11 protein-coding genes and 1 tRNA gene are annotated in these 15,138 nt (G+C 45.9%); all 12 read right to left on the bottom strand.

Translation table 11 applies throughout. The annotated features are described in order from the left end of the window. Positions 1 to 8 precede the first annotated feature (8 nt). A complete protein-coding gene (locus KI743_RS00850; protein ID WP_150871899.1) occupies positions 9 to 203 on the bottom strand; it encodes a hypothetical protein in 195 nt (64 codons plus the stop codon). 376 nt (positions 204 to 579) lie between these two features. Next, on the bottom strand, positions 580 to 2,514 hold the full coding sequence (locus KI743_RS00845; protein WP_285464233.1) for an alpha-amylase family protein: 1,935 nt from the start codon (positions 2,512 to 2,514) through the stop codon (positions 580 to 582). After that, complete coding sequence (locus KI743_RS00840; protein ID WP_285464232.1) at positions 2,514 to 3,989, bottom strand: glycoside hydrolase family 32 protein; 1,476 nt, start codon at positions 3,987 to 3,989, stop codon at positions 2,514 to 2,516. The genes KI743_RS00845 and KI743_RS00840 overlap by 1 nt, the downstream gene beginning before the upstream one ends. Before the next feature lie 171 nt (positions 3,990 to 4,160). Further along, the gene (locus KI743_RS00835; protein WP_285464230.1) at positions 4,161 to 5,171 is read right to left on the bottom strand and encodes an OmpG porin family protein; all 1,011 of its coding nucleotides are present in this window, start codon (positions 5,169 to 5,171) and stop codon (positions 4,161 to 4,163) included. A gap of 166 nt (positions 5,172 to 5,337) precedes the next feature. Further along, the gene (locus KI743_RS00830; RefSeq protein ID WP_150871887.1) at positions 5,338 to 6,474 is read right to left on the bottom strand and encodes an ABC transporter ATP-binding protein; all 1,137 of its coding nucleotides are present in this window, start codon (positions 6,472 to 6,474) and stop codon (positions 5,338 to 5,340) included. A 105-nt stretch (positions 6,475 to 6,579) separates the two neighbouring features. After that, positions 6,580 to 7,212: a beta-phosphoglucomutase gene (pgmB, locus tag KI743_RS00825; RefSeq protein ID WP_150871884.1), complete on the bottom strand. Its 633-nt coding sequence runs from the start codon at positions 7,210 to 7,212 to the stop codon at positions 6,580 to 6,582. Continuing rightward, the gene (locus tag KI743_RS00820) at positions 7,205 to 9,547 is read right to left on the bottom strand and encodes a glycoside hydrolase family 65 protein (protein ID WP_285464225.1); all 2,343 of its coding nucleotides are present in this window, start codon (positions 9,545 to 9,547) and stop codon (positions 7,205 to 7,207) included. The genes pgmB and KI743_RS00820 overlap by 8 nt, the downstream gene beginning before the upstream one ends. Positions 9,548 to 9,565: 18 nt before the next feature. After that, on the bottom strand, positions 9,566 to 10,981 hold the full coding sequence (locus tag KI743_RS00815) for a carbohydrate ABC transporter permease (RefSeq protein WP_285464222.1): 1,416 nt from the start codon (positions 10,979 to 10,981) through the stop codon (positions 9,566 to 9,568). Further along, on the bottom strand, positions 10,974 to 12,068 hold the full coding sequence (locus KI743_RS00810; RefSeq protein ID WP_285464220.1) for a carbohydrate ABC transporter permease: 1,095 nt from the start codon (positions 12,066 to 12,068) through the stop codon (positions 10,974 to 10,976). Before KI743_RS00810 ends, KI743_RS00815 begins: the two co-directional genes overlap by 8 nt. A gap of 11 nt (positions 12,069 to 12,079) precedes the next feature. Further along, positions 12,080 to 13,318 (bottom strand): extracellular solute-binding protein, encoded by a 1,239-nt coding sequence (locus KI743_RS00805; protein WP_285464218.1) that lies wholly within the window; start codon positions 13,316 to 13,318, stop codon positions 12,080 to 12,082. A gap of 298 nt (positions 13,319 to 13,616) precedes the next feature. Further along, entirely contained in the window at positions 13,617 to 14,594 is a 978-nt protein-coding gene (locus KI743_RS00800; RefSeq protein ID WP_152468480.1) for a LacI family DNA-binding transcriptional regulator, read from the bottom strand. A gap of 410 nt (positions 14,595 to 15,004) precedes the next feature. Beyond that, positions 15,005 to 15,092, bottom strand: a tRNA-Ser gene (locus KI743_RS00795). Positions 15,093 to 15,138 lie beyond the last annotated feature (46 nt).

Here is a 15,138-nt window from a genome sequence, read left to right as displayed (position 1 = left end):
AAGTAAATTTAATGGGATGTTCGAGATGAAGAGCGCTGTACGTGATACAAAGCGCCCCCTTTTGAAAAGCATTGTGTCGGAGTCATATTACCGATCAAATTTCCATTGAAATAACACGCCATGACTGGTTCAGTGTTTTTAGGCATCTCAGCAACAGAAGACAAAGAAGTCAGCGCAACAGCGAGTGCGATTAGATATTTCATTTGGCTCTCCTAAGTTATCAGATTCAAAGTAACCTTTGGCAAGGCGACATTTAGATCTTAGTGCATGGAACCGTGGAGGACAAAGAAAATATCATTACTTTACAATGATTTATATTTACGCGACGTAAGTTTTTATTAGATAATTTTACGCACTGATAACAAATTAACGTAAAAAGCCTCACTACGTTGTGAGGCTTTTTATACTCTGTTTTCGTGAAGCCATTACGTAAACTGGCTATCTGTTTGATTGCTAAGCAAAGCTCAAAATACGCAGTTACGTAATGAGCGACATAAATGGAGCTCCTCTTATCCAGAGCCTTTCATCAAAATGTAATTCAGACTGATGATCTCCCCCCTCAATTACATTCCATTTTACCTAACTCGACTTAGCACCTTTAACCAACCACATCACCTCATAGGCCGGTACTACAATTGTCGGTTCAGAAATGCGTTGCCCAGATAGGATATCAATACAATCTCGACTGCCTAACACATCACAAATTGATGCCGGAATATGTTGAACCGTTTCACTAAAGTTGCATATCGCCAACAGGCTTTCACCATTTTCATGACTGCGGCAGTACGCAAACAAGTGTGGACGATAGGTCTCAAGGATTTCTGTTTTCGCCTCTCCAAACACTGGGGTTTGCTTACGCAGCGCTATCATCTGTTTCAGATCTTGGCTGATTCGGTTTTGGTAACTGCCAGATTGTTCAGCAAGTTTAATCGCATCAGCAGTGATTGCGGGACGGTTTACCCAACGAGTATCATCACGTTTAAACTCATCCTCTAGATAAGCGTGGTCGTTCAGAATCCCTAACTCATCGCCTTGGTAGATTAGCGGGATACCACCAATACTGAGGTTGATACTGTTTAATAGACGAATACGTTTGAGAGCAAACTCAATCTCTTGTGAATCGTCGGCTTCAATAGCTTTTTCTAACCCCGCTAGAGATGCCAATGAACCACACACGCGACAATCGCCCGTAGTTGGATTTTCTTGGAATGGCACGCCTTGAGAGAATGAACCTTCAAACTTGCCGGTATAGAACTGGTTCAAGAATCGACGGTGCTCGAAACCATTGATGCCTAACTGTTCGGCAACTGCATCATCAAACGTCCAACCGATATCATCATGGCAACGGATGTAGTTCACCCATGAACACTCACCTGAGATTTCGAAACTCTTCTTAAGCGAAGCCGTCAGGAGCTCGGTTTTGCGTGTTGCGAGGCTCTCCCACATCAACGCCATCATTAATGGGTTATACGATAACTGGCATTCATCTTTGTCGATGTATTGTGCCACCTCGTCTGGGTGAACAATCGCCTCGGACTTGAACAGGACCGCTGGTGCCGCGATTTGTAGACAAGTATTGAAACACTGAATCAGAGTATGTGCTTTTGGTAGGCTCTCACACTGTGTCCACTTTTCTTTCCAGATAAACGCAAGCGCATCTAGGCGTAAGCCCTCACAGCCAATGTTCGCTAGGAATAGCATCTCATCAGTAATTGCATTAAACACCGCAGGGTTGGAGTAGTTCAGATCCCATTGGAAGCTGTTGAAGGTGGTCCAAACATGCTTTTCGATATCATCTAGATACGTAAAACTGCCACGGCGTACGGATGGAAAAATCTCACGACAGGTTTCGTTATAGTCGTCGACATCCTGCTGACCAGTGAAGAAGTAATAGAAGTCTTCAAACTCAGGATTACCCTTACGCGCTTGCTCTGCCCAGTGGTGTTCGTCTGACGTATGATTGAATACAAAGTCCAATACTAGACTAATACCCTCATTAGACAACGCCTCAGCCAATTGAGCTAAGTCTTTCTCTGTACCTAACTTCGGGTCTACCTTTCGGTAATCCGATACAGCATAACCACCGTCACTATCCCCTTCTGGCGCTTTGTATAGCGGCATTAGGTGTAGGTAATTAATACCCAATGATTTTAGGTAAGGGATCTTCTGTTGTAGCTTTTTCAGGTCTCCTGCAAACAGGTCAACGTATACCGCCATACCAAGCATTTTTTCGCTTCGGTACCAAGTTGGGTTCTTCAATCGCTTTTCATCTAGGTTCTTCCACTTTCGCTTACGGCCAGCGAACGCTTTCGCGAGCACAACCACCAGCTTTTGTAGATGAAGGAAGAAGTCGTAGCGTTCACCGTAAAGTTCATGCAATTTACTGATCAACGATGGGAAGTATTGCTCTAGACGTTCTAAAAATACCTTCTCATCTTTTTTGGTAAGCTTTGGTAGTTCAACTGAATCCAGTACTTGGTTCAATGCCTTTTGAGCTTGTTGTTCCGATAACATTATTTGTCTCCCATTAGACTGGCTACTTGGACATTGGCTAGGTTTAAGCTGCCGCTATCGACACTAAGTACCACGCTAGCATCGGTATTTTGGGCATAAACAAGATTGGTGAAACTGAACTCACCACCATTAATCAGGAGCTCGACCGAGCCTTTATCAATCAACACCTCAAATTGGAATTTGCTCTCGACAGGAAGCTCGATTCGGTAGTCGTGTGGGAAGTACTCATCAATGCGCGATTTGCCAAACTGACCGCGACGCACCGAGCGCACTTCAATGCCTTTTTCCGAGCGTTTAAATTCAAAGAAAGCTGGCGTGTCTTGATACAGGTTTAAGTGCAGAGTTTGCTCAGCTTCAAGCTCACAATGCGCGCTGAACTTCATTGTCTTATGTTGGCTGTAAATACTTACCGCTTGCTCATCACTTGGTAAGATCTCTTGCGCATCAATGCTTAACGCCTTATTAAGCTCTTTGATAAAACGCTGCCCGACTCTCAAACCTGCTTTGCTTTCAAATAGGAATAACTCACGTGGCATCGCCATAGAGCTGCGGAATGCTTGCGTTGGCAGTTCGAGTGAGTATTGATGATTACTCATCCAAGTACTCACGATACGACGACCGTCTTGTGTTGGAATATCAGAGAAAGATTGTGTGGCGTAGTAATCACGACCGAAGTCTAACCATAGAACGGTCTCTGAGTGATTATGGTTAGTGAAGGTCTCACCATCAAAATCGCCAATGAAGTACTGTGTGCCTGCGCCACCACAATGCGCGCCTTCACCGATACCAACCACTAACACCCAGCGAGTCTCTTCACTGCCTTCTACCTGCATCTCAAACAGATCCGGACATTCCCAAGGGCCTTTGCTGTGTGCACCATGGCGATAACCAAACTCGCTCACTAAACGCCAATCTAATAGGTTGGTTGAGCGGTAGAACTCAATATGCTGCCCACACGAGACCACCATTACCCAAGCTTGGCTCTCTTCATGCCAGAGCACTTTCGGATCACGAAAGTCAGGGTTGCCACGAGCTGGGATAATCGGCGCGCCATCAGCATACTTCATCCAAGTCATGCCATCTTGGCTGTACGCTAGAGACTGTTGTTGAATAGGGTCTTCCACTTCCGAGCCATCAGCAAGGGTTACTTTCGGTTGGATAAACGAGGTGTAGAAAGCCAATAAGCCCGGCTTGTCATCTTCAAACAAACCAGAGGTATTATTCCAATCAACAATCGCACTGCCAGAGAAACACATGCCTGAATCATCTGGGTAAAGCGCTGGACTATGCTCTTGCCAATTGATTAGGTCATCACTGGTTTTGTGTCCCCAATGCATTGGCCCCCATACCGTGTCATGAGGGTAATATTGGTAAAACTGGTGATACTGGCCGTTGAAGTAGACCAATCCGTTGGGGTCATTCATCCAGCCAGATTCAGGAGTCATATGAAGTGAAGGGCGATATTGTTCGCTCATAAGCCGATACCGATGTTGTTAAAAATATGTCTAGGTTCGAATAGGCGATAAAAAAGGAGCCTAAACCTAGGCTCCAAAAAGGACCTGTTGCCGCCAAAGCCAGTCCGAAACTAGAAATACTAAAAAGAGTGGAGTTCCCCCCTTCGCTTGAAGGAGGGATGAAAATTTAGACTAGAAGCTGTAGTTGACGCCTAGGATGAACAGTGGGATGTAACCATCGAACTCGTCACGTTGTGGGCCACTTGTGAAGTCAATCTTCTTGTAGCTTGCTTCACCAAACATGCGCCAGCTCTTTGAAAGTGGGTAGTTAGCAGATACACCTAGCTTAGAGTAGTCTTCCGTCCACGCATGAGCACCTGTTGCATCAACAGTCTTTTCGAATAAACCAAATTCACCCCATAGCGACGCAGACAGCTTACCGAAGTTATGCCAGATACCCGGCTTGATGATCCATTCTGTTTCAGTTTCAGAGTAGCCATCTTTCGCATTCCATTGACCTTCTTGGTAACGGAAGTTCAACCACGCACCTGTGTTGTCATTGATTTTGTAGCCAAAGCCCGGCTCAACTTCCCAGTATGGAAATTCACCCGTACCACGCTTGTATTCAACATGGTAAAGCGCGTAACCATGCATTCCTAAACGATCGGTCAGCTGGTAAGAACCAAACACTTTACCGCCCGGAGTCGTACGTTGGTCAATACTTTCACCGGCTAACTTCACACCCCAACCGATATTACCTTTTTCGTGGTTGTAGCTGCGGTTAACATAGATTTCTTGAATCGAGTTTACACCTCGGTTGTAGTCAGCATGCTTTAGGTTGCCAGTAAACAGTTCTTCACGACCAGAGTAGAATCCAAAGTCCCAACCCGGTAAGTCATCATGGCGGAAGCTACCTTGCGCGATGGTGTATTTCACTTTACCTTCATTCACGCCGTCATCGCGGATCAAGCGTTCAACTTCTACGTTAGAACCTAGTGTGCCGTGAAATTTACTCTCTTCTTGCTTTGGAACATCCAATGCAGTTAATAGCTCGGCGGTGGAATACTCAGATTTCAACTGCTCAACGGTTTTTGCCAATTCTTGGTCTTGGTTTTCCTTGGTTACGTCCGTTTCTTCAGCGAATGAAACACCAGAAAAAGCGAGAGCTAAGAGAACAGAGGAAGCCACTACTGTTTTTTTCATGATTATTACCTTATTATCACTATGTTACTGTCGCTCCGATGAGGAGCAATTATTGGTACCTGCTACAACAGGCATTAATGTTTACGTTGGCATTGGCTGCAACCGTTGCTAACGCAGTAATCGAAAGCCCGCTCGCCCGCGGGCTTTTTTATTATTCTTATCGTAATTAACTTGCTTGCTGCACTTGAGGTGGCAACGTGATTAGGTCATTAAGCGTATGACCACGCTCGTATGCCTTACCTTTGCTATCAAATAGATGACATTTTTCAGCAGGGATGCGGATGTTCAAGCGCTGCCCTACTTCAACATGTACCGTACCCGGAACGCGCACTAAAACTTCTTGGCCGCCGCGCACCAGTGTCGTGTAAAGCAATGATTCCGTACCAAGACGCTCAAGACCTTCAACGATAACGCCAACGCCTTTCTCATCTAGGTGGATATCTTCGGGACGAATGCCCAATGTCATTAGCGCACCTTGTGTCGCTCCTTGAGCATTCACTTCCGCTTCAAATTTGTAGTCCCCCACTTCTACGTGTGCTTTTTCTTCACAAGCAGAAATCAGTGTCGCTGGCAGTAAGTTCATCTTTGGTGAACCAATAAAGCCTGCAACGAACAGAGTTTTCGGGAAGTAGTAAAGATCTAACGGCGAACCGACTTGCTCAATCGCACCATCACGCAGTACCACGATTTTGTCTGCAAGGGTCATCGCTTCAACTTGGTCGTGTGTTACGTAAATCACCGTCGATTTCAATTTCTGGTGGTATTCCGCTAATTGAAGACGCATACGAACACGCAGTGACGCGTCTAAGTTCGATAGCGGTTCATCAAGAAGGAAAAGTTTCGGGTTGCGGACAATCGCACGACCAATCGCCACACGTTGACGCTGACCACCAGAAAGTTGACTTGGTTTTTGCTTCATCAGGTTTGTCAGCTCAAGCATTTCGCCGACGTCTTTAACTGCTTTTTTGATTTCGTCTGCACTGAGCTTTTTCGCCAGTTTCAGACCAAATGCGATGTTCTCTTCTACCGTCATATGTGGGTAGAGTGCGTAGGATTGAAAAACCATCCCAATACCACGATCCGTAGGAGACAGGTTATTCACTACCTCGCCGTCTAGACACATTTCGCCTGAAGAAATCTCTTCTAAGCCGGCGACCATGCGCAGCATAGTTGATTTACCACAACCGGATGGGCCAACAAAAACCGTGAACTCACCGTCTTCGATAACTAAGTTGGCGTCTTTGATGATGTGCGCACCATCTGGATAGATTTTGTTGATGTTCTTCAGTTCTAAGCGTGCCATTGTTCTACCTACGTTCTAATTCTTTCGCCTTGTTGGGCGTATTAGGGGCAGGCAAGCTGCCCCTTTCTTATTATGTGTAAAGCTAATTTTTGCTAGCGATTTGCTTTACAGGATTGCAGCGAGTTTCATCTCAGCTGTATCCTCGAAGCGCCATGTTGCATGACCAACACGCTCATCAGGGCCGATACCCACAACGCGCATGCCTGCTTCTTTCGCTGCGTCTACACCCGCTTCTGCATCTTCAACCACAATGCACTCATCAGCGTTTACGCCTACTTGGCCTGCAGCGTGAATAAATACATCTGGCGCAGGCTTAGAGCGCTGTACTGACCAACCATCACCGATTGCATCAAACAACGATGTTAGACCAAGGCGGTGTAGGATTGGACGCGCATTTTTACTTGCTGACGCCAGTGCTACCTTGATACCACGTGCGTTTAGCTCGAGTAGGAACTGCTCGATACCTGGCAGAACGTCTTTTGCAGAAATCGTGTTTAGCAGATCAACGTAGTAGTCGTTCTTGCGCTTCATTAGGTCTGCAAACTTCTCTTCGCTGATCTCACGACCATCTAGGATGATTTTTAGAGACGCTTCGCGAGATACACCACGTAGCTGCTCGTTGATTTCGCGGTCGAAGTAGTAGCCTTCTTCGTTCGCCATACGCTGCCATGCTTGGTAGTGCAGTTCAGCGGTGTCAGTAATTACGCCATCAAGGTCGAAAATAAATGCCTTACACATTGAACACAGCCTCTGTTGATTCGATTACACGTGGCTCACCCGCAACTTCGATGTTAAGTGGTTGACCGTTAAACTCTGGACGAACAATGCTTACTTGTGCGTTGTCTACCGTTACTTCTAGACGCTCACCTTTCCAGTAGATTGGGAAGTTAACGCTATCCCACTGTTTCGGCAGGTTAGGGTTGATGCGAAGCTCGCCACCCAACATACGTACACCACCGAAGCCGTATACCACACACTGCCACATACCACCGATAGACGCTGCGTGGATACCGTGATCCGAGCTCTTCATGTTTTGACCGATGTCGATAGACGCCGCTTGTTGGAACAGGTCGTAAGATAACTCTGGGTTACCCACATCTGACGCCAGTACCGAGTGAGTTGATAGACTTAGAGACGAATCGTGTAGCGTTTTCGGCTCGTAGTAGTTCCAGTTCGCAAGTTTAGTTTCTAGGTCAAACTTATCTTCCTGCTGTAGGAAAAGAACCATGATGTCTGCCTGCTTAGAAACCTGCATCTCGTTCACTTGATCTAGGCTGTAGTCTTGGAACAAACCACCAACGAACGGCTGCTCTTTGTACTTAGTTAGGTCAATGATTTCTTTCTGTAGGTAAGTATCGTCTTGTGGGATGATCTTATCTTCTTCACGCGGTTGCGGTAGGTAGATGTCATCTACGCGCTCTAGCCACATCTTGCGAGCTTCAACTAGGTTCAACTTGTCAGACAGCTTAGCCAGTAGCTCTGGGTTAGACGCTTCTAGGTCTTCGTAGTAACGAATCGCTAGCTTGATGTTCTCTACTGCCATGTAGTTAGTGAACGCGTTGTTGTCGATGTGCTCTTTGTACTCATCAGGACCGATTACGTTACAGATACCCCACATGTTGCGGTCTTCTAGCCAATCTAGGCGGCTTGTCCAGAATGTTGCTGTGTCGAACATGATCTCGTAGCCCATGTCGTCCATGAACTTCTGATCGCCCGTGATTTGGTAGTACTGCCACAGTGCGTAAGTGATATCACACGTGATGTGCTGCTCGATAAAGCCAGACCAAATCTTCGTCGACTTACCCGTGATGATGTCTACTGCACCCCATACTGGCGTTACTTCTTCACCTGTTAGTGCAGATTCCCATGGGAACTGAGCACCGATGTAGCCGTTGTCTGCTGCTTTCTTACGTGCGCCGCCAAGTGTTTTGAAGCGGTACTCTAGTAGGCTGCGTGCAACTTCTGGCATTGTGTAGATGAAGAACGGAAGCATGAAGACTTCTGTATCCCAGAATGAGTGTCCTTTATAGCCTTCGCCAGATAGACCTTTCGCACCGATGCCGAAGCGAGAGTCGTGCATTGGCGTAAAGATATTCAGTTGGTACTGAGCAAAGCGAGTCGCGAGTTGGTCAAAATCGTTACCACCGATGGTGATGCTCATGTTGCTCCAACGCTTATCCCATTCAACTGCACTGTCTGCTAGTAGCTCGTCAAAGCTGCGGTCAGCGTTCATTTTTAGGTTAGTTAGCGCGTGGTCACGTAGAGCTTGTAGCTCATAGCCTTCAACATCGAACTGCTTGTCACGAGAAGTGTGTACAACACCCACTTTCTCAGTACCAAATGTCTCGCCTGCTTTTAGCTCTTGATGAATGTTCAGCCATACCTTACGGCGGTCCATCTGTAGACCTGGGTCGATCTCAACTTCTGTACCATTTACGAAGTAACGGTGAGACGTTAGGAATACGAAATCAACTTTGCTTTCTGTCGTGTGTTGTAGAAGCTCAATGAAGCGCTTGTCATAAATACGCTTCTCACCTTCGTGGAAGTGCTGAGCGCCTGAGTTTGACAGTTGAGCATCAACGCCCGAACGGATTTCGATTTTCGCATCGCTGTTTACAGCCTTAACTTGAACGTCGAACGCCATTAGGTGAAGATTCGCTTGAGAGATGAAGCGGCGGAAGCGCATCTCAAAAGCTTTACCTTCTGAGTTTGTCCATGTGAACTCACGAGTCAACTCACCGTTCTTCACATTTAGGCGACGAGAGTAGTTACTTACTTCGCCAGACTCTAGGTGGAAACGACGACCGTCGATAAAGATTTCAATTGAGCTCATGTCAGCCGCATTTGGAAGCTCTGTTACTTCCTCTTCATCAAATTTGTTGTAAGTGCCTGCTACGAATAGGTTACGTACTTGACCTACGTACTTTTCTTCCGTTGCACTACGCGCACCCATGTAGCCATTGCCTTGGCTCATTACTACTTCACATTTACCTTGAAGTGCTGAATCAAATGCCGTTTCTTCAACGATCCAATTTTTTAGTTCGCCTTGACCAGCGGTGTAGTTCATAAACATCTTAAATATCCCCGAAATTTAACCTTTAACAGCGGAAGAAATATCGTTACCAACGAAGTAACGTTGAAATACCATAAATACAATCAGTACTGGGATTGTCGACAGGAACGCGCCCGCCAGAATCAGGTTCCAGTCACCTGCTACGCCATAAGCGTTACGTAAACTCAATAGACCAACAGGAAGCGTAAATGCGTCAGCTGGGCTGTTAATCACCACAAGCGGCCAGAAGAAGTCATTCCATGCACCTTGGAACCCAAGGATTGTTACCGACAGAATGGCTGGCTTCGCCAGTGGCATAAATACTTTCCAAAGAATCACGGCTGGGCTTGCGCCGTCTACGATTGCGGCTTCTTCAAGTTCTTTTGGAATGTTCTCGAAGAACTGCTTCATAATCAGAACCTGCCCCGATGCCACCACTGCCGTAATGACCGCCCAAGGCGTATTCAATAGACCGATATCTTTGTAGATGAGGTAGTTTGAAATAAACGTTACCTGACCTGGGATCATCATGCTGAACAACATGAACGCAAACACTGCACGTGCACCGGTGAACTTCAATCGAGCTAGGGCGTAACCTGCTGTACAAGCGAAGAACAATGTCAGTAGAACCTTACCAATCGCGATGAAGAACGAGTTGATGGTCCAGCTCATAAACAAGCTTTTACCGGTTTCTAGGCTGACGGATTCGGTGTACACGCGGACGTAGGACTTAAATACATAACCAATCAAACCTGGCGCTGCGTTATCCCATGCCGCAACTCGACCGCGACGTTCCATCTTGCTTGGTGCTAGCGTGCTATCAATGAGAACTTGGCCACGTGGCGCTTCCACCGTCAGAGGAAGCGTCGCAATTTCAGGACCATTTCCTTTGTAGCGAATATTAAATTCCCAAGTTTGACTTTGACCTTGCTTGGTTAGCTCTTTACGGCCACGCTTTTCAACGAAGGTAACGTTATCGTTCGAATCAACCAGTTGCGGTTCACTTACAACAGCGTAATCAGAGGCAAAGTCTGTCACCGTTGCTGCGGCCATGCCGGTACCAGGGCGGCGACGCGGCACTTCGATAGTCGGAACTTTGAATTCCTTGCCCTCTTCCACCGCATAAGTCACTGTGAAGTTAACCTCTGCACCCGGAGCAAAACCACCGAACATAGGTGCGTTATTGCCTTGTTGACCTAACTGGTAAGCCGCACCCCAGTTACTCGGTTGAACCTGAGCAAAGCTGAATTTAAACGGCTGCTCTAGTGGGTCATCCTTCAAGCTCGCTAGGAAAGCGACCACAAATGTACCTAGCATTACCGTTGCAACTAGAATCAATGCACTGTATACCCAAGCCACTTTTGCCCAGCGGCGTCGCGCTTGAAACTTTGCAACCTGCTCCATAGATGCCACGGGAGTTGCATCATCTTTTGACGTCATGGTTTGACTAGCCATCTGCTTTCTCCTTTACTCCAAAGACTTTCTGCAGATAAACCACTGCCAATGTAATGAATGCCAATACCAATGCCGCTGCGCTCGCCATACCGATTTGTGGTGTGCCACCCGGTGGGAAAGCATTGTGGTAAACGTAGTAAGCCAGTGTGATTCGAGACTCAAGCGGAGCTGCCGAACCTAGCAGAGCGACTTGGTCAAACATCTGTAGCGTACCGATAATCGAGAAGGTCACGACAACGAATGTCACTGGAGCCAGTTGTGGAATCGTAATGTTCCAGTGCTGTTGCCACTTGTTCGCCCCATCAATGTGTGCTGCTTCGTAAAGCTCACCTGGAATGCCTTGCAATCCCGCTAGGAATAGCAGCATGAACGTCGGAATCGTGGTGTAGATGTTCTGAATAACAATCGCCCAAAGAGTCAGTGGCATAGGACCAACGTGGTCACGAGTATTCAACCAGTTCACTTCAACCACATCTTTGGTCACTTCAATCCAGCCAACCGCACTCGTAATAAAGGTAGCGATACCCGCAACAATCACTGAAAGGATTGCCCATGCAGGGTCAAACCAACCGACAGGTAGCCCCTTGATGCGATCTTTCGTAACCAGAACAAATTGCGTGGCGACTGCTACAAGCACAAAGCAGCTAATGTGTGGGTAGTGGTTCACTACATCTGTAACAAAACCATTTAGGTAACCGTTCTTTTGGTAGAACCAAATGAAAATCAGCGTAACCGCAGCACTGGAAAGAATGCTTGGTAGGTAAAAGGCTGTTCTAAAGAAGCTTTTCGCACGAATCTTTGAGTTAACTAGGATTGCTAAACCAAGCGCTAACACCGTTTGCACACAGGTTACGATTAGAGAGAACCAAATCGTATTAGCTAAAGATAATAGAAACAGGTCGTCGGTAAGCAGTGCCTTGAAGTTCGCTAAACCAACCCAAACTGCATCGCTAAACAGATCATATTCAGTAAAACTGAAGTAAACCGTTCGAACCAATGCATAGAGAAAGAACACCACCAAAGTCAGAACAAATGGCCCAGCGAGGAGCCACCCGTAAACTTGTTGGCGTAAACGTAAAGAGTTCATCGTTCGCCCTACTACTTAGCCATCAATGCATCGTATTTCGCTTGTGCCATCTTGAGCGCTTCTTTTTGCGTCATTTGACCAAGCAGTACAGAGTTCAGCGCTTCATTGATTGGAGTCATCCAAGCCGTGCCATAATCACCAAAGGCAAAAGGTTCAACATTATCTTCAAGTGCACCTTTGAAGACTTGTTTTGCCAGCTCACTCTCTGAATCTTCAACCTCAAAGAATTTCGCGTCGCTTAGAGATTCACGACTAGGTAGTGCGAGACCAGAGTCCAATACCCACTCTTGTGCTTTTTTACTCGTAAGGATTTCAACCGCCTTTTGTGTTGCTTCAATATTTTTACCGTCCGCATTTACGCCCCATGCAACAGTAAATAGAAGGTTGCCACGTTCACCCGTTTTCGGATCCGTTGGCATTAGCGTTGTGCCGTAAGGAAGGTTTGGCGCTTTATCACGTAGGTAGCCGCTGATCCAATTGCCTTCAAGTGCGACTGCTGTTTCTTCTGTACCGAAACAACCTCCACCCCAGCCTTGACCAAGGTCAGTGGCTAGAATGCCGACTTCGTCTTCAGAAACTAAGCCTGTATAGAAGTTGAATGCGCGCTCGAAGTTCTCATCCAGTACGGTCTTGCCTTCTTCATTGAATGGCTTCCAGCCTGTCGCCAATGCGAATGGAGCAAAACGTGCGTAATCAGGCATAACACAGATACCTGATACTTCATCGCCTAGTTCATCTTTCACCGCGATCAGCTTTTTACGTAAATCTTCCCAAGAATCGCTGTTAGTTGGGTAATCAACGCCGGCGTCATCGAAAATATCTTTGTTGTATTGCAGTGCGATCGTATTGAAATCCTTAGCAATTCCATACTGTTTACCATTTAACGTAAACGCGCTATTGAGGCTTGGAATAACGGCAGAGCTAACACTATTTAGCGATTCGCTGTTTGCAGCGACCTTACCCGAGTTGACCAAAGTGTTAGCGAAAACTACATCAACATAAAAAGCATCTGGTGCTGTACCTGCAGACAAAGAGTTAGTTATAAACTGAGAGAAATCACCTTCGACCGCTTGGTATTTAACGGTTAACCCCGCTTCTTCAAAATCATCGGCCAATACTTCTTTTACCAAGTTGTTCAGCACAACAACGTCATTACCACCCCACCCAGCGATAGTAACTTCCGTCTTTTCAGTTGCGGTTGCAGATAGGCTTGCAGCAAGTAGGGATGCCGCCAATATTGTTTTTTTCATGTTGCCCTCAGTTCCTTAATTTCAAAATCTGAGGGTATTATGCAGAGTTTACGTAAACGCTTACGTTAAATCGATCACAGTTTCGTTTTGAGCAACGTTTGGTATATCTATTTTAGTGATCAGGATCTAATTTAGAGCCATAATTATCCATTTATGGGACATTTACTCCTATAAAAACCTATAAAAAGTACGTAACGAGCCCTATAAATGTCACAATTGAGTAAATTTTTCGTTAGGTTATATAAAAAGGGCATATCTTTCGATATGCCCTTTTTAGGTAATAGGTAAAACTATGTGTTTATGTCGTTTCACCGAGCTTCAATGTAATAGGCACTACAGCACCAACAGGCTGTTCGCCTAATATTGCTAGCTCAAGCATTGAGGCTGCTTTCGCCGCTATCTTGTCAGTGTCTTGAACAACGGTTGTTAAAGTTTTAGAGATTCCTGGCAAGCCATCATAGCCAACAACCGAAAAGTCTTCTGGGACACGATATCCACGGTCTTTCAAAGCAGCGATCACACCAAGCGCTGTTTCATCGCTTTCACAAACAAACCCTTGGTAACCGTCGAGTTGCTGCTTATCCATCGAAATAAAGTATCGGTATGCGGCAATCTCACCTAGTGGATCATGGCCTGTCCTTAGCTCTCTAATGGGAAGTGCATTACTCGCCATTACTGACATATAGCCTTGATGGCGGAATTGATAACCATCACCGTATGTCGTAGGTGTCACGAAACAGATATCGCTTAACCCTTTATCTACAAGGTGTTGCGTTGCCTCACGGCCACCATTAAAGTCATCAGGAGCGACCCAAAATGAACCTTCGCTCATTCCAATACAGACAAAAGGCAAGCCAAGGTCCTTACAGGTTTCGACACGCGGATCGTTAGCGGTCATACCTAATAAAATCGCACCACCCACTTGTTGTAAGTCCACCTCGCCAAAACTCACAGGCAACAAGTTACGTCCTGAGTTGCGAATCGCTGCAGAGAGAGACGGCCAAAGCATACCCAAGTAGCGTGAAGCGTAAAAATCGATAGGTCCTAGAGAAATCGCAATGGTATTTTTATGATTCCCCATGAGCTCGCGTGCCGATGTACTCGGTACGTAACCCAAATCCTTACAAATATCTAGAATACGTTTACGCGTTTTCTCACTGATGCCGGGTTTGTTATTTAAAGCTCGACTGACAGAAGCAATTGATACACCTGCGATTTTTGCAGCCTCATGTATCGTTGTTTTCTTTAAGTCGGCCTCAGTTTTCGATTCACTCACACTGGTCCCTCTGACTACAAACGTAAATTTTACGTTCATTATGTTCTTATAATCATATTTTTCAAGTAAAAATACGTAAACACAGAATGACTCATGATCACCATCACGGTTAGAACACGTTGTTTAAAGCTTCTCAAACAACACAAGCTCAAATGCCCTTTTACAAGCAGCATTCAAGTCCACTTTTACCTATTAGTTTCAATGGCATAGGAATCTAAGACAGCGGTGACGACGAAGATGACATTAAACATCAGGGACAAGTGAGAATAGAAGTGACAGGGACAACGACGTAAAGAGAAAAGAAGGAATTTGAAGTAAATAGCTAAAGATATGTTTTTTGATATTTGCGCTTAGTTTTCTTAGCACTAAAACGACGAAAGCCTAGCATTGCTGCTAGGCTTTCTGGAATATGGCGGTGAGGGAGGGATTCGAACCCTCGATACGTTTCCGTATACACACTTTCCAGGCGTGCTCCTTCGGCCACTCGGACACCTCACCAAATTTTGTTGTTAAGCTGTGTTGCTCAACGAGGCGCTACTTTATT

The organism is Vibrio sp. D420a, assembly GCF_030248625.1.
Lineage (GTDB): Bacteria > Pseudomonadota > Gammaproteobacteria > Enterobacterales > Vibrionaceae > Vibrio > Vibrio fortis_A.
The sequence above is the reverse complement of the archived record's forward strand: the minus strand, read 5'-3'. Positions and strand labels throughout refer to the sequence as shown.